This window comes from Actinomadura violacea, assembly GCF_017573465.1.
In the GTDB taxonomy this organism is placed as follows: Bacteria; Actinomycetota; Actinomycetes; order Streptosporangiales; family Streptosporangiaceae; genus Spirillospora; species Spirillospora violacea.
Genome location: NZ_JAGEPF010000031.1, coordinates 20963 through 34929, shown reverse-complemented (window position 1 = coordinate 34929; position 13967 = coordinate 20963). Strand labels below are relative to the sequence as shown.

Here is a 13967-nt window from a genome sequence, read left to right as displayed (position 1 = left end):
CACCAGGTACAGGACCCGGACGAGATCGATGCCGCCATGACCGACCAGCTGATCGCCTGCTGAGCGGCGGTGAGCAACTCATCTCCGACCTGGACCCTCAACGCAGCCGCCTGGTCCTGGCCTTGATGGGCGATGCCCTGGCCGCTGGCTAAGCACTCGCCGCGCCCCCACCCCCTTGATCGCGCACACGGCACCCTCCGCCACGTCCAGTCCCACACCGCCTTCCGCGGCCATGGCATCGGCCTCGAAGTTTTCTACGGCCGGCTCGGTTACAAGGAGATCGGTCGGCGCCCACGCGCCTACCGGCTCGCCCCCGGTGACGACCGCGACGAGGTCCTCATAGCCCCTCGCACCGCTCTGACCATTGGATTCGGTAGGCGCCTGCGGAGTCGCGCAGCGCGGCCGCCTCCACCCTCCCCCGCCTTGTCCGAAGGGCACCCCTTGTCTGCTAGTCAGCAGACCCTGGACAAGTCCACGATCGCCACGGCGCCCGCCAGGAGCGGTGCGGTGACCGCAGACGCCGCGAAGGCACAAGCCGCGATACGGACGGATCGGCGCGGCTTCACCGCGCCGGAGGTCTCGAGCCGCAGCACGCGCTCCACCAGTGCGCCCGCCCCATGCCCACCGCCGGCCCCCAGCGCGCCCGCGGGTCCAGGAGCGGTGGACAGCCGGCACAAGGCGTCCACCAGGATCCGGCTACCGTGGGCGTTCGCCGCGGCGTCGTCGGCGGCCATCTCCAGCAGCAGCGGCAATCTCGACTTCGCACGCCGGACGGTCGGCAGCCAAGGCAGCAGAGAGTGGGCCAGGTCGAGCATCAGCAACAGTGCGTGGTGGCGTAGGCGCAGGTGCGCGCGCTCATGCGCCAGGACCGCACCGAGCTCCGCGTCGGTGAGCGCCTCCTGCGCGCCGGTGCTCACCACGATCCCGCGCTGCCGCGCGGGCAAGGAGTACGCCACGGGGACTGGATGGTCGAGCACCAGCACGTCGGCATGCCGGCCGTGTTCCCGGGCGACCAGCCGCAGCATCTCCCGATGCCGGCGCCGGTGACGCACCGCCCGGCCGAGCCGGGGCAGGCCGCTCGCCAATCGGAGGCAACAGGCCGTCACCAGCACCAGTGTCGCAATCGCAGCCATGGTGATCGCCAGATTCCCGTGGTGCGGCAGGCAGTCGCGCAACCATTCCAGAAGGCCGTGCCCGGGCCCCGGTGGCGAGATGAGCGCGACCACCACGACGGCGGAGCCGGCGATGACGGTTCCGGCAAGAGCGGCCACCCAGCAGACGACGGCGGTTCCCGGAGCGATGGCGGAGCGGCGGAACCGGTCGAGCACCGGTCCCGCGAGGCAGCCGAGCAGCACCGCTGAAGCGATCAGCGCGAGCAACGAAAAGATCACGCCATCAGGCCCAGTCGTCGGAGGCCCGCCGGCGCAGGACGTCCAGCAGGTGCCGGGCGTCCTCAGGCGGAACGCTCTCGGCGAACCTCGCCAGAATGGCGCCGTGATCGGGGGCGTCGGTCAGCACGTCCAGCATCAACTCGACCGCGTACTCCTCGCGCGCCCGGGTGGGGCTGTAACGGAAGGCCAGACCGTCCTGCGTACGCTGCAACAGTCCCTTCTGCGCCAAACGCTCGGCCACCGTCTGCACGGTGTTGTAGGCCAGCGCCTTGTCGGCGTTCTCATTCAGCCTGGCCAGCAGTTCACGGACTCGCAGCGGCCCGGGCGCCGCCCAGAGCACGTCCATGACGGAACGCTCGAGCGATCCAGCCAATCCGGCCACACGGCCACCTCCCTCCTGCCCACATTGTGCCGGAGACCCGGTTCGCGACAGGAACAAGAGGTCTCCGACATTCGTCGCCGAGCGCCCACATGCCCTACCCCAGGTGAAGAGAGACGAGTAGCCGATTGTCAGTGGTGGTACTGGTGGACCACCGCATGCCCCTTGCCTCGCCCGATCATCCAGCGGTTCACCGGCGTGGTGAGCACGAACGCGACGGCCAGGGCCGCAGCGAGCGCACCCCAGAAGAGCGCATCTCCCAGACCAGCGTGCATCGCTCCCGGGATCACCACCACGGTCACGTTGTCCAAGACCTCCATCACCGCGATGGATACCGTGTCCGCCGCCAAGGCCACCCCGAAGGCCGCCCGCGCCGACAGTCCCGCCTTGAGGACACCGCGCATCGTCAACGCATATCCGAAGACGAACGCCAGAACGATGGCCGCAATGATCGTGGCAAGGTTCGACCAGCCGAAGGCCGTTCCGATCACCATGCCGAGCACTTCCCCGATGGCGCACCCGGTCAAGCAGTGCAGGGTCGCACGGGCCGCCATGCCCCAGGTGACCGGGCCACCATGCCCCGCGTGGCCGTCGGCGTCGGCCTCATGGTCTCTCCCCGTGTGCGTGATGCCGCGCTCTGGAGACCCAGAGTGGTGACTCTCGTGGTCCTGAACAACGCGCCGATGGGAGCCGTGCCGGTCATGCGTGGTCATGGGCGACCTCCCCGAGCCTCTCAAGATCACAGAGAGTATGCCCTACAACCTGTAGGAGGTCGATGGGGTGCGAACCGTTCCTCGCCGCCGACGCAGGTCAGGCGGGTTCAGAAGCAGGACCCGCATGGACAGCGGGCGGGAGCGTTTCACAGACCAGCCCCGTCCGGTTCAGCAGTTCGGCGATCCGGCAGCGTGGGCGCAGCAACACCGGCGGCTCGCACACGCTTCCATGGCCTCCGTAAGCCTCCCGCCAAGCGCCCACAGCTCCCCATCGGCCGGACCCTCGCGGCTGCACAGACACGGCACCGCTAAGGCGTTCGGGGCGACCAGGCCAGTCGTAGCACAGCCGGTCATCAGTCCGCCTTGCCGTGGCGTGTCCTGCAGCCGATCAAGCCCGATGTCGAAGCCCGCCGACCTTTACACCTGTCACTTGAGCGGAGGCGAATGCAGGCAAGCACGGCGTTGAGCTCGCCCGCCTCAACTCACTCCGCAGCGCGGCGAGTGACACGGCTCCAACGAGCACGGTCCCGTCCGGGAACCTGAAGACCGGCACTTGCGGTCCGGTTGCTCGAACGGACCGCGCAGGATCGGCGCGGGGCTCCTCACCGTCGTTCCAGCGGACGCCGATAGCGGACGCCAGGTCACGCAGCACGTCCGCGTCGGCGACGTCCAGACCGTCGGTGAAATGGGCGCGGTACAGGCGGGCGGCCATGTCCTCGGCGGTGCCTCGCGCGGCCGCCAGCGCGATGAGCCGGTGAGCGCGGGCGGTGTGGGCGGGCATGATCCGGTCGAGGTTCAGCACCAGGCCGTCGACCGCCGCTGCCCGCGCGATCTGCTCGGGCAGCGCGGCGGGGCCGCGTCGCAGATGACCGCGGTTCGGCGGCGTTCCCGCCGAGCAGACCGCGGTTTGGTACGGCCTGAAGACGACCTCTAGTTCGCCGCCACCTGCGCGGTGCTCCTCGGCGGCCCGCTGGAAGCGGGCGTAGCCGAGCGCCGACCACACGCAGGCGATGTCGTGGGTGAACTCAACTTTCATGGGGCTCGTCCCTCACTGGCGGCACGGATCGTTCCGTGCCGCCTCAGCATGCCCGCCGCCACTCACCTAGTCAATACGGAACGTTCCGTGCCGCCTGAGGGTTATGCTGTCCGCATGTCACCTAGACGTCCAGAGCGCCGCAGCGAAGAGGCCGCCAACGCCGTCATCAAGGCCGCCATGGACCTGTGCCAGGAGGTCGGGTACCGCAAACTCAGCATCGAGGGCATCGCCGCACGCGCCGGCGTCGGCAAGAACACGATCTACCGCTGGTGGCCGTCCAAAGCCGCCGTGCTGCTGGACGGCCTGCTGTCCACCTGGAAGATGGACGCGTCCTTTCCCGACACCGGTGACTTCGTCGCCGATATCAAGGCGCAGATGGCAGCGGCCTCACGCATCCTCGGCGACCCGGACGTCTTTCCGCACTACCGCGCCCTGATCGGCGAAGCTCAGCATGACCCCGACCTGCACCGGGCCCTTTGGGACACCTTCGTCGGTCACCTTGCGGGCGCGGCCGCCGAACGCATCAAGAACGCTCAGCGCCAAGGGCAGGTCCGTTCCGACGCCGACCCGGTCCTTGTCACCGAACTCCTCTACGGCGCCGCCTACTACCGCCGACTACTCACCCCACGCATCGCCGACACTGAGCACATCAACGCCATCGTCGACCTCGCATTCACCGGCCTCGCCCCGTCGGCCGCCACTCCCACCCGGTAGCACGCCTCATCGCTTCCGGCCGCCTCTGCGCCTCCGCGAGAATCGCATCGGTCCAGGCGAGAACTACGAGCCCGCGCGAATCAAATAGCATGCTCGTACTCGTTGAATCTCCCCCCAGACGTGGCCTTCTTCGAACGTCCAGGCGAGGCTGCGGGGGCAGTTGGCCGCCATCAGGCTCGAATCGAGCGCACCCGAACTGCTCCTGCAACTGCGCACCGGCCACTCGCCCAAGCGCAGGCAGCCCGCCCAGGCGCCGGATCTCACGCGGCCGAGTCTCCCTAAACCCAGTCTGGGCTTGGCCGCGCTCGGCCTCGACCATGCGCCAACGGGCCGACGGGTCTACGTCATCGCCAGCCTGACCCAATGCTGGGGGCCGCTGGCGGCCCAGGGCATCGTGCCCGCGCCGATGTTGACCACAGGCCAAGTCACGCGGTCGTTGTTTGCCCTGTACCTGCCGCGGCCTCTCCAATGGCCCACCGTCATCGCCATGATCACCTTCGGGCTCGTCCTGCTGACCACCGGGCTGGGCCTCGGCGTCTAGCCAGAGCACGGCGAGGCGGCCTCGGCGCAGGCGGCCGTCCGTGACGGCCGCCAGAGCGGGAGCAGTCCTCACCACCCGAAGTGGCTTTGCTGCTGGAGGCATCGTTTCCGGTAGGGGCCAGATGCCGGGATCTAGATCACCCCGCAACGTCCGCGGGGAATGCGCCTGCCGTGCCCGCGGAAGGATCATCGGGAGCCAGTGGCCTGTCTTGTTTTAGTTGTGCAGCGGTGATTCGCCGATGGGGGTGTTCTGTGCCGCCGCGAGCCACCATCGCCCGGCGCGTTCGACCAGGACGTACAGTGCCATCTCGGAGAATCCGCCGGTGTCTGCTGCCTGCCGGCGGATGTGTGTCACCACCACGCCGGGTGCGGGGGTGCGTGCGGTGACCACCTCGAACCGTGACGGTGGTGCGGCGTTCGCCGCCATGAGTCGTCGGTGGATGGCGTTCAATTCGGTCTAGCCGTCCACGGTCGCTCCGTAGGGGCTGCCCCATAGCACGTCTGCCGCGAAGGCGGAGTCGTAGAGGTCGGCGTCCAGGGTCTCGCCGGGCGGCTCGGTCCGGTTCGGTCACCCGGCGGGACCTGTGGGGTGAGGATCACCAGGGGCAGTTCGCGTGCTGATTCCTCTTGGTACTTGGCGTATTGGGGGAACAGCTCGGTCACGATCTGCCACAGCCGGGGCTTCTCCTCGGCGGTGGCGGTGCGGGCGGTCGCGGTGAAGTGGTCCGGGCCGACCTGCAGCGAGACCGTCGGAGTGACGGTGAGGTTGAGATACCAGGCCGGGTGGCGTTCCGCGCCGCCGTTGGAGGCGACCAGCAGGTAGCGGTCCCGGTCGCGGCCGTAGATCAGCGCGGTGCGGCGGAGTTTGCCGGACCTGCGGCCGCGGGTGGTGAGCAGCAGCGTTGGCCAGCCCTGGTAGAGGTGGCCCTGGACGCCGCCGGTTTCGAGGTAGGCGCGGATGTGATCGGCGACCCAGGGGGTGGGGCTGTCAAAGATCTCGTTTTCGGGCGCTGTCATCTTCTGCTCCCGCTGTCGGCGGCCCGGGTCGCGGCCGTTCGCCAGAAGACGGGGATGAGAACGGCTGCGACGGCGAGGTGGGTGAGGGCGAGCACCGCTTTGCTCCCACCGGAGGCCTGCACGCTGATGATGGGCAGGAACGACACCGCGAGCAGGGCCAGGGCGGCGGCCGTCCAGATCTGGGCCGCCAGCGGTGTCACCCGCTCCAGCGCGGCCAGCAGTGCCCAGCCGAGCAGCGAGGGGGCCAGGGCGAACACGCCGATCGCGGCCGCCCCCAAGTCCCGCGGCTGTTGTCCTTCCTGCTGGACGACCAGGTCATGGCCCAGCAGTGGTTCCCCGACCGCCCAGATGGCCAGCGCGGCCCCGGTAGCACCCGCCACGCCGAGTGCCCGTGCACCTCCTGGACTCCTCGGGCCGGCGCGCCGACCCGTGCTCACTTGCGCCATCACGACATCTCCTTCAGCTGCTAGATAGTTCAGTTCCTTAAGTTCTTGCGCCGGAGCGTAGCACTTACTTCATGAGCTCAACAGTTCACCTGCTTAAGTAGGGGCTATGCTCGTTGCATGAGCACCGACATCGACACCGACGCCGAGACCGGTGCCGGCACCGACCCGGATGCGGTCGTAGCCGAGCTGAGCGGCCTGGTGTTCGAGGTCACCGGGCGGCTGCGCGCGCAGTTCAACGCCGCCGCAGCGGAACTCGGCCTGCCCCCGGCCCAGGCGCTCGTCCTGACCAACCTGTCCGGCCCTGCCCCGATGCGTCAGCTGGCCGACTGGCTCTCATGCGAGCCGTCCAACGTCACCGGCATCGTCGACGGCCTGGAGCGCCGCGGCCTGGTGACACGGCGGCCCGCCCCGGGCGATCGCCGCGTCAAGCACGTGGTGCTCACCGAAGCCGGCGAGCGCAAACGCCGGCAGTTGCGCTCCAGCGCCCACGCGCTGGCCCGGACCTTCTTCGAACTCCCCGGCTCCGACCAGCAGCACCTCCGTGACCTGCTGGCACGCGTCCTGGCCGGCCCATCGGCAAAAACAGATGCCGAATCCGGCTGAGACGCCGAAGCGGCGCTCTCTGCCGTGCCGCCGTCGGCCTCGAACCTTGAAGGCCGACCGTCCAGGGCCCGATCGGCTGCGCCGGTCGTCACCTCCGGCGGGCGCCCCATGGATGATGCGGTACTCGCCTACCGGGTCCGTCAGGTAGCCGAACAGCCAGGCCAGCGTCCGTCCGATCACCCAGCGGTGGCGGCCCAGGCGTTCAGTGAACACCGCCCGATCGCTCACCGCCGCGTCCCGCCACCCTGCCGCCGTGCCCTGAACGCCGGGATCAGAGGCTCGGCAAGCTCCTCATCCGGCACCAGCCGCAACGCAAGATCCGACGACACGAACCCGCGTATCCCGCAGGACGCACACGACCTACGTGAGGCGCACTCTCAGTCGGAGAGCCGGCCTTGATCGAATAGATTTCGCCTAAGTGCCAACCTTTGCCGCCCCTTCGGTGTGTGTACGGGTGACAAGGAGGCGGATGGTGCGATACGACGGTTTGCCCGAGTTCGTTGCGGCCCGAGGCCCGGCGCTGCTGCGGTCGGCGTTCCTGCTCACCGGTGACCGGCATCTCGCCGAGGACCTCGTCCAGACCGCCCTGGTCAAGCTCGCGCCCCGGTGGCAGCGGGTGTCGAGCGGTGGTGACCCCGAGTCCTACGTCCGCAAGATCCTCTACAACGAGCACCTCAACTGGTGGAAGCGGCGGGGCAGGCACGGCTACCCGACCGCGGCGCCGCCCGAGACCGCGGGGCATCCGGACATCGCCGACCGCGCCGTACGGTCGATGCTCCTCGGCCAGGCGCTCGGGAAACTGACCGCCAAGCAGCGCGCGATGATCGTGCTGCGCTTCTACGAAGACCGCTCGGAGATCGAGACCGCGCGGCTGCTGGCCTGTTCGGTCGGCACCGTGAAGAGCCAGACCCACCGCGCCCTGGCCCGGCTGCGCGCCCTCGAACCCGGCCTTGCCGATCTCCTGACCGACTTCGAGATCTCGGAGGTGGCGCAGTGAGCCCCCGCCTGAACGACGCGCTTCACGAACTGGCCGAGGGGGCACCTCGCGAGGTGAACGCCGACCGGGTCCTGGCCCGTGCCCGGCGCCGCAGGCGCGTCCGCCTCATCGCGGTCCCCTCCGTGGCCGCAGCCGCTGCCGCCGCGATCCTCCTCGGCGCGACGCTCATCGCGGGCGGTACCGAGCCTGCCAAACCCATCGAACGGCCGGCCCCGCCCATCGTCACCAAGCCCGGCAAGATCCTCAACCCTCCGGGCGTACTGCCCGGCCCGCTGCCATCGGGCAAGGTCGAGCCAATCGTGTTCGGATTCCTGGACCACTGCAGAAAGCAGGGCCTCCAGGAGACCACGAGAGTCTCAGGCGACTGTGCCCAGTGGCGGCTGGTCGGCCGGTCTGGGAAACAATGGCGGCTCGCGGACGGGATCGGCTCTATGGCGGTAAAGCCCGACGACTACATGAACGGCGACGCAGGGATGGCGATCAGCCCGGACGGCCTTCACCTTGCGTACTACCGGGCGACGGATCGGCGTGTCGTTATCCGTGACCTAACAACGGGCAGGATAACTCCGATCGGCCGAACAACCGCTCCGCAGATGCCCACGACGTCCGCCAGCCTGCTGTTCTCCAACGACGGAAAACGGCTCGCTATCACGTCGGGTGAGCCGGGCCGGCGCCGCACGCTGCTGGCCGATGTCAGCACCGGCGCTCTCACGGCCCTTCCCGACGGCGACCTGATCGGTTTCGACCAGGACGCATCGACGATCGTGCTGGGCAACGTATGGAGCCGGAAGGAGCCTCTTGTATTCGCCCGCCCGGACGGCGCCGTGCGCGCCCGGGTAAGCCTCGATTCCAAGGTCAATCTGCGCGGCGCCTCCGGCAATCTGCTCTCACCTGACGGGCGCACTCTGGTCACTCCCTCACGCGGCCTGGACAAGGCCATGCTCGTGGACGCGCACACGGGCAAGGTCACTTCGGTGCGCCCGGTGCGCGGAGGAGTCGGAGACGTGTTGGCCTGGGCGGGACCGACGAAGTACTTCAGCGTGAGGAGCCCGTCCGGGCACTTCGAACCGCGCGGCACAAACGAAATCCCCACAAGGGAACAGCGCTGCGCCATCGTCGACCTGACCACGGGCATGTACGCCTACAGAGGCCCCACCTTCAAAATCCAGGCGTGGCAGTCCACGGTGGCCTTCGGAGGCTTCTTCTCCTGAACGACAAACGCGCGCCGTGCCGGTCACCGGCCCGGACCAGGCGGCCCGGGAGGCGGTCGCGATGAGAAGGCTCATCGGTTCTCCGCGCTACCCGTTCGACGAGAAGGAAGTGGGCGACATCGGCCGACGCTCCTATGAGCGCCATCCCGGCAGCCACCCTCGTCCTGCACGGCCGAGGACGACCCGGTCATCCAACTCAAAGCCGGCCGGACGACCGCGGCGGCCGTCTCCGGCGCATGCCTGGTCACCAGCCCGGCATGGGCCACGACCTGCCCCGCGAGCTCTGGCCGTCCATGCTGGAGCAGATCCGGGCCCTTGCCTTCCCGCAATGACAGATCCCCTCGCGCCCGAAACTCGTAGATCCACAGGAGTTCCGCTGCAGGAGCCCACGCGGGCCCGATGTCGTGCGGCGGCATCCGGCTGAACACCGCGCCGGCGACCTGGACGCCCGCCACCAGAGGTGTCCGGACGCCGCAGTTCGGCGATCAGCATTGCTCGATCTCATCGACGAACGTTGCCGCTGGAACGTTTGTGCGCTGGTTTCAGCAACGGTCAGCAGGGCGCGAGGGCCATGATGTCGACGGAATGTAGCAACGGTGGGGGTGGCGACGAGAGTCGTACTCCCACCGTGACGTGATCGGCCCCGGAGCAGCTCCCAAGCCTTCCGCCTTGCGGGGGCAGTCTTTGGTGGCTGCGGAGGTCGCAAGGGTCGGGTACCCGGGTTCTACGGCTGTGTGGTGGTGCTGGGGCTCCAGGCTGCGGGTGGGGGTTGCGTCCCCTGGGTGTCCAGGTGCCGGGTGGATGCCACCAGCCCTGACCGGATGCCGCCGCCGGTGGCGTCCGAGCACGCCGTTGAACGAGGCCGGAGGATTGATCAGTGCGCGCCGTGGTCAGCCCGCCAGGGCCCTGTCCCAGTCCACGGTCTTGGCCCAGTCGGCGTAGCTGTGCCAGCGCACGGCGGGGTATTTGGCATGCAGGGCATCGATGTCGAGGAAATCGGTGTTGTTCTCGAAGTTCTCGAACATCGTGGCCACCTCGTCGCCGGCCCACTGCCGCACCATGTCCAGGGGCATTTGCTGATAGGGGATCTCCTGGCCGAGGACGTCGCTGAGAATCCGGGCCGCCTCCTGCCCGGTGATGCGGTCGGAGGCGATGTCGATCCGCTCCCCGACGAACTCGTCGGGGTTCTCGACCGCATGCACGGCCATTCCGGCGATGTCCAGGACGGTGACCTGGTCGAGCGGCTTGCCGGGGGTCAGCGGATTGGCGAGCATGCCGTCGCCGAGCTGGCTGAAGCCGAGGTTGAGCGCGTTCTCCATGAAGTACACCGGGCCGAGCACCGTCGCGCGCACCGGCCGCTCGCGCAGGTACGCCTCGATGATCTGCTTGCTGTCGGCGTGGTCGATGCTGGTGGCCTCCATCCGGTCGCCGCCCCGCACGGAGGAGTACACCAGGTGCGCGCCGAGGCGCACGACGGTGTCGACGAGCAGCCGCCCCTGCGCGACCTCTTCGTCCTTGCCGCCCTCGCCGAACGGTACCGACAGGCCGAAGACGGCCTCGGCGCCCGCGCAGGCCCGCTGGAGCGCCTCGGGGTCAGCGAGGTCGCCCACGGCCAGCCGCGCTCCCCGGGCCGACAGCTTCTTCGCAGCTGGTGACTCCCCCGAGCGGACGTAGGCCACGACCTCGTGACCGCGTTCCAGGAGCAGGTCGGTGACCGCTCCGCCCTGCCGGCCGGTGGAACCGATGACGACGGTTTTTGTCATAACAGATTTCTCCTATTGCCGTAGCGGCCTGGAAAGGTGTTGTCTTCGGCGAGTCTGTAACCTCAACTGCGGTCGAGGTCAACACCGACCCCTTTTCGCACTCGCCAACGCAACCCGAACCATGTGTGTGAAGAAGGGCGAGCCGCTCCGCCTTTGGCGACTCGGGGGCCGGCAAGTCACAACTGGTTTCGCGCCGGACACCGAAATGCTCGTCTGCTAGCCCGTCGAAGATCCTCCTTGCGCAGTGACGCTGCCAGCACGATGCGTCCAGATCAGCCCGCACCATCGCATCGATCACCGGGTTTGAACGGGGCCAGCCGTGTCGTCCGCGGAGCCGTCTTCTTGCGCGGCCCAGCCCGTCGGTGTCCGGGCTGCGATGGAGTACCGTCGCATGCCGCCGGTGAAGTGAGGTGCCTGGCCGTCGCGGTGGTAGTACACGGTCGAGCTCACCGAGACGGCCGTCTGGTCGCCGTCGACCTCCACCAAAAGGTCGGTGGTCGTGTGCCGGGATGCTGCCCCTCGGCTTCGCCCTGCCGCATGAAGGCCACGACCTTGTCGATGCCGCGGAGTCCGCCCCAGCGCGGGAATGCACCACCACATCATCGGTGAAGACGGCGCCGGCGCCCTCCCACCGCTTCTCGTCGCTGCTCCCCGCCAAACGCGACCAGATCGTGCACCTGCTCACCCGCCTACTGGATCATCACACGCAGCAGGCGCCCCCAGCCCTCTCGGCCCGCTAACGCCGTTGACCGTTCGGTTGCTGCTCATGGGCCGGCGCCCCGGTGAAGTCCTGGCGCCGGTCGCTGCTGGACGCGCGGGCTTCGGCCGCCACCGTCAACCAGGCGCGGGCGGCGGTGGGGCTGCCGTTCGACGACCGATCCGCTTGAAGTCGGTCCAACGATGCCGACCAGGCCGTGCACGTCCCCACCGGCCCAATCGCCGCCCCAGAGCCATGGGTCCTGGCTGCTCCGCAAGCGCGGGGCCGGGGACGGCGAAGAGGTACCGCAACCATCCCAGTAGACACTGGTGTTTTTTTGGCGGACGTTGAATAGTGATCACATGAAACGTGTCATCGCGGTCGTCGCCACCGCCACCGTCGTGTTGTCTCTCCCCGTACCCGCCCTCGCGGCGGCCCCTGCTGCGGCTCCCGCGCTGCGCTCGGTCTCGCTGCCCTTCCTGTGGCCGTGGGCCCAGCTCTTCGAGGTCACCGCCGACGGTGCGGGCGGGGTCTGGATCGGCGGCGCGCAGGGCAAGTACTGCCTGCGCTGGGGCGACCTGTGCCCCGTGTACAGCGACGGGAACCCGGTCGTACGGCGCCGGGTGGGCTCGTCCTGGAAGGAGTACCCGATCAACGGCTGGACGGGCCAGGGCGGGATCGGGCGGATCGCATCGGGCGCCGGGGAGACCTGGATCGGCGGCGGATCGAGCACCAGGGAGGCGTCGAGCAGCTACGTGGCGCGCTTCGACGGCGCGGCGTTCCAGAAGGTCGCGATCCCGACAGACTCGGTCAGCATGCTCGCCACCGGTCCGATGGGCACCTTCATCAGCGGCTGGGACCTGAATGCCGGAGACCGGCTGTTCAAACGCACCGGCGACAACTGGACCGTCGTTCAGGTGCCGGGGGTCGATTACGTCGCCGACGTCCAGGCGCTCTCCGCGACCGACGGATGGGCGGTCGGGCACCGGGACGGCCTGCAGCAGGTGCCCGCGGTCGCGCACTTCGACGGCGCCGCCTGGAAGAGCGTCCCGCTGCCCGCGGGCGCCGACGGCGAGCGGTTCCTCAAGGTCGTCCCCGTTGCCGCGGACGACGTCTGGGCGATCACCCGGAAGCATCTGGCGCACTGGAACGGCTCTGCCTGGACGTTCATCGCGGCCCCGGCGGACTACCCCGACCTCGCCGACCTGACCGTGGACGCGTCCGGGGCCCCTTGGGTCGCGCCCGTGGAGGCCGCGCCGCCTGCCAAACCCCCGTACCGCTACGGCGGCGGCAAGTGGGAGACGGCGACGGTCCCGGACGGCGCCGCGGTGCTCGACCTCGCCGCCGTCCCCGGCGGCATCTGGGGTGTCGGCACCCAAGGGCAAGACCCGGCGGCCTTCAACGGCTCTTGAAACTCGAGTGAGCGCCAGGCGGTCGGTTAAGCCGGCCCCTGTCGGTCGGCGAACCGAGCCTCCACCGGTCGCCCGCTTCACGGCGTCGTTGACGCGCAGGTAGTCACGGAAAAGATGCACCAGTCGCCCAGCCACCGCGGTCCGGTGGACTCCACCGCGTCGATGAGCGGGCCCGATTTTCCGGTGTGTGTTCGCGAGACCGGCTCGTCAGGAGCGCAATCTGGAACCTCGCTGCCACCAGCGGGCGCGAGGTCGGAGCGGCCGTGCGATCGGGGCTCTGGCACCCGTCGGACTCGCCATCTCCGTATTGCGATCCGGTCGGGCTGGTGGGCATGGCCGGATGGGTAGGTTCAGCGCGTGGGGAACGACGTTCGCGTGCTGGTGGTCGACGACGAGCCCGCCGTACGCGAATCCGTGGGTGACACGCTCGGCTTGGACGGCTACGAGATCCGGTCGGCGCCGGACGGGGCGTCGGCCCTGCGCGAGGCTGCCGCGGCTGCACCGGACGCGATCGTCCTGGACGTCCTGATGCCGGGCCTGGACGGCCTGGCCGTCTGCCGGTCCCTGCGGGAGAGGGGCGACCGCACGCCGATCCTGATGCTGACGGCGCGGGACGCGGTGAGCGACCGGGTCGACGGCCTGGACGCAGGCGCCGACGACTACCTCGTCAAGCCGTTCGCCCCGGACGAGCTGCGGGCGCGCGTGCGGGCGCTGCTGCGCCGCGTCCGTGCGGTGCCGTCCGCCGAGACCCTCGGATACGCCGGACTGACCCTGTACCCGGAGGCGCGACAGGGGCGGCGGGGCGACCGGCTCGTCCAGTTCAGCGAGACCGAGTTCGCGCTCCTGGAGCTGCTAGTCCTCAACGCCGGGCAGGTCCTCCCGCGCGAAGTGATCATGGACCGGGTGTGGGGGTACGACTTCGGGCCGGAATCCAACTCGCTGGGCGTGTACATCGGCTACCTGCGGCGCAAGCTGGAGGCCGGCGGCGAACCGCGGCTGGTGCACACCGTCCGGGGCGTCGGTTACGTCCTGAGGGCGGGATGAGCGG

At 69.2% G+C, this 13967-nt stretch carries 16 protein-coding genes; 8 read left to right on the top strand and 8 right to left on the bottom strand.

What is annotated here, in order from left to right; translation table 11 throughout:
• Positions 1 to 452: 452 nt before the first annotated feature.
• From J4709_RS40675 to J4709_RS40660, 4 genes are all read right to left on the bottom strand, one after another.
• On the bottom strand, positions 453 to 1379 hold the full coding sequence (locus tag J4709_RS40675) for a M48 family metalloprotease (RefSeq protein ID WP_208249920.1): 927 nt from the start codon (positions 1377 to 1379) through the stop codon (positions 453 to 455).
• Between the two features lie 16 nt (positions 1380 to 1395).
• Positions 1396 to 1773 carry a BlaI/MecI/CopY family transcriptional regulator gene (locus J4709_RS40670; protein WP_208249913.1) on the bottom strand — a complete coding sequence of 126 codons (378 nt, stop codon included), beginning with the start codon at positions 1771 to 1773 and terminating at the stop codon, positions 1396 to 1398.
• Between the two features lie 128 nt (positions 1774 to 1901).
• A complete protein-coding gene (locus J4709_RS40665) occupies positions 1902 to 2483 on the bottom strand; it encodes a DUF4396 domain-containing protein (protein WP_208249911.1) in 582 nt (193 codons plus the stop codon).
• Positions 2484 to 2871: 388 nt separating this feature from the next.
• Positions 2872 to 3519, bottom strand: a complete 648-nt coding sequence (locus J4709_RS40660) for a DsbA family oxidoreductase (RefSeq protein ID WP_208249910.1) — start codon at positions 3517 to 3519, stop codon at positions 2872 to 2874.
• Positions 3520 to 3606: 87 nt separating this feature from the next.
• On the opposite strand from J4709_RS40660, the gene J4709_RS40655 reads away from it, so the two are divergent.
• Positions 3607 to 4233 carry a TetR/AcrR family transcriptional regulator gene (locus J4709_RS40655; RefSeq protein WP_307801999.1) on the top strand — a complete coding sequence of 209 codons (627 nt, stop codon included), beginning with the start codon at positions 3607 to 3609 and terminating at the stop codon, positions 4231 to 4233.
• Positions 4234 to 4393: 160 nt separating this feature from the next.
• Entirely contained in the window at positions 4394 to 4774 is a 381-nt protein-coding gene (locus J4709_RS40650; protein ID WP_208249908.1) for a hypothetical protein, read from the top strand.
• 213 nt (positions 4775 to 4987) lie between these two features.
• Here the strand turns inward: J4709_RS40650 and J4709_RS40645 are convergent, their stop codons facing one another.
• Genes J4709_RS40645 through J4709_RS40635 form a run of 3 tightly spaced genes read right to left on the bottom strand, consistent with a single transcriptional unit; the run spans position 4988 to position 6236 of the window.
• Entirely contained in the window at positions 4988 to 5200 is a 213-nt protein-coding gene (locus J4709_RS40645; protein ID WP_208249907.1) for a hypothetical protein, read from the bottom strand.
• Positions 5201 to 5220: 20 nt separating this feature from the next.
• Positions 5221 to 5790 (bottom strand): nitroreductase family deazaflavin-dependent oxidoreductase, encoded by a 570-nt coding sequence (locus J4709_RS40640; RefSeq protein WP_208249906.1) that lies wholly within the window; start codon positions 5788 to 5790, stop codon positions 5221 to 5223.
• Positions 5787 to 6236 carry a DUF6069 family protein gene (locus J4709_RS40635; RefSeq protein ID WP_208249904.1) on the bottom strand — a complete coding sequence of 150 codons (450 nt, stop codon included), beginning with the start codon at positions 6234 to 6236 and terminating at the stop codon, positions 5787 to 5789. The genes J4709_RS40640 and J4709_RS40635 overlap by 4 nt, the downstream gene beginning before the upstream one ends.
• A gap of 117 nt (positions 6237 to 6353) precedes the next feature.
• Between J4709_RS40635 and J4709_RS40630 the strand changes: the two genes are divergently transcribed.
• The 3 genes from J4709_RS40630 to J4709_RS40620 all read left to right on the top strand — a co-directional run bounded on the left by J4709_RS40630 (position 6354) and on the right by J4709_RS40620 (position 9047).
• Positions 6354 to 6839, top strand: coding sequence for a MarR family winged helix-turn-helix transcriptional regulator (locus J4709_RS40630; protein WP_208249902.1), 486 nt, complete (start codon positions 6354 to 6356; stop codon positions 6837 to 6839).
• 469 nt (positions 6840 to 7308) lie between these two features.
• Positions 7309 to 7836, top strand: coding sequence for a SigE family RNA polymerase sigma factor (locus J4709_RS40625; RefSeq protein WP_208249900.1), 528 nt, complete (start codon positions 7309 to 7311; stop codon positions 7834 to 7836).
• On the top strand, positions 7833 to 9047 hold the full coding sequence (locus J4709_RS40620) for a WD40 repeat domain-containing protein (protein WP_208249898.1): 1215 nt from the start codon (positions 7833 to 7835) through the stop codon (positions 9045 to 9047). Before J4709_RS40625 ends, J4709_RS40620 begins: the two co-directional genes overlap by 4 nt.
• 890 nt (positions 9048 to 9937) lie before the next feature.
• Here J4709_RS40620 and J4709_RS40615 read toward each other — a convergent pair.
• Positions 9938 to 10810, bottom strand: coding sequence for an NmrA/HSCARG family protein (locus J4709_RS40615; protein WP_208249896.1), 873 nt, complete (start codon positions 10808 to 10810; stop codon positions 9938 to 9940).
• Positions 10811 to 11415: 605 nt separating this feature from the next.
• Between J4709_RS40615 and J4709_RS55145 the strand changes: the two genes are divergently transcribed.
• The 3 genes from J4709_RS55145 (at position 11416) to J4709_RS40605 (ending at position 13963) form a co-directional block, all read left to right on the top strand.
• Positions 11416 to 11550, top strand: coding sequence for a hypothetical protein (locus J4709_RS55145; RefSeq protein WP_269757572.1), 135 nt, complete (start codon positions 11416 to 11418; stop codon positions 11548 to 11550).
• A gap of 319 nt (positions 11551 to 11869) precedes the next feature.
• Positions 11870 to 12919, top strand: coding sequence for a hypothetical protein (locus J4709_RS40610; RefSeq protein WP_208249895.1), 1050 nt, complete (start codon positions 11870 to 11872; stop codon positions 12917 to 12919).
• Between the two features lie 357 nt (positions 12920 to 13276).
• Entirely contained in the window at positions 13277 to 13963 is a 687-nt protein-coding gene (locus J4709_RS40605; protein ID WP_307801995.1) for a response regulator transcription factor, read from the top strand.
• Positions 13964 to 13967: the final 4 nt, after the last annotated feature.

What these genes read in the sequence shown, in the direction of transcription:
- J4709_RS40625 (WP_208249900.1), top strand. Translation starts at nt 7,309, where the DNA reads ATGGTGCGATACGACGGTTTGCCCGAGTTCGTTGCGGCCCGAGGCCCG.
- J4709_RS40635 (WP_208249904.1), bottom strand. Translation starts at nt 6,236, where the DNA reads ATGGCGCAAGTGAGCACGGGTCGGCGCGCCGGCCCGAGGAGTCCAGGA.
- J4709_RS40660 (WP_208249910.1), bottom strand. Translation starts at nt 3,519, where the DNA reads ATGAAAGTTGAGTTCACCCACGACATCGCCTGCGTGTGGTCGGCGCTC.
- J4709_RS40615 (WP_208249896.1), bottom strand. Translation starts at nt 10,810, where the DNA reads ATGACAAAAACCGTCGTCATCGGTTCCACCGGCCGGCAGGGCGGAGCG.
- J4709_RS40630 (WP_208249902.1), top strand. Translation starts at nt 6,354, where the DNA reads ATGAGCACCGACATCGACACCGACGCCGAGACCGGTGCCGGCACCGAC.
- J4709_RS40640 (WP_208249906.1), bottom strand. Translation starts at nt 5,790, where the DNA reads ATGACAGCGCCCGAAAACGAGATCTTTGACAGCCCCACCCCCTGGGTC.
- J4709_RS40645 (WP_208249907.1), bottom strand. Translation starts at nt 5,200, where the DNA reads ATGGCGGCGAACGCCGCACCACCGTCACGGTTCGAGGTGGTCACCGCA.
- J4709_RS40610 (WP_208249895.1), top strand. Translation starts at nt 11,870, where the DNA reads ATGAAACGTGTCATCGCGGTCGTCGCCACCGCCACCGTCGTGTTGTCT.
- J4709_RS40665 (WP_208249911.1), bottom strand. Translation starts at nt 2,483, where the DNA reads ATGACCACGCATGACCGGCACGGCTCCCATCGGCGCGTTGTTCAGGAC.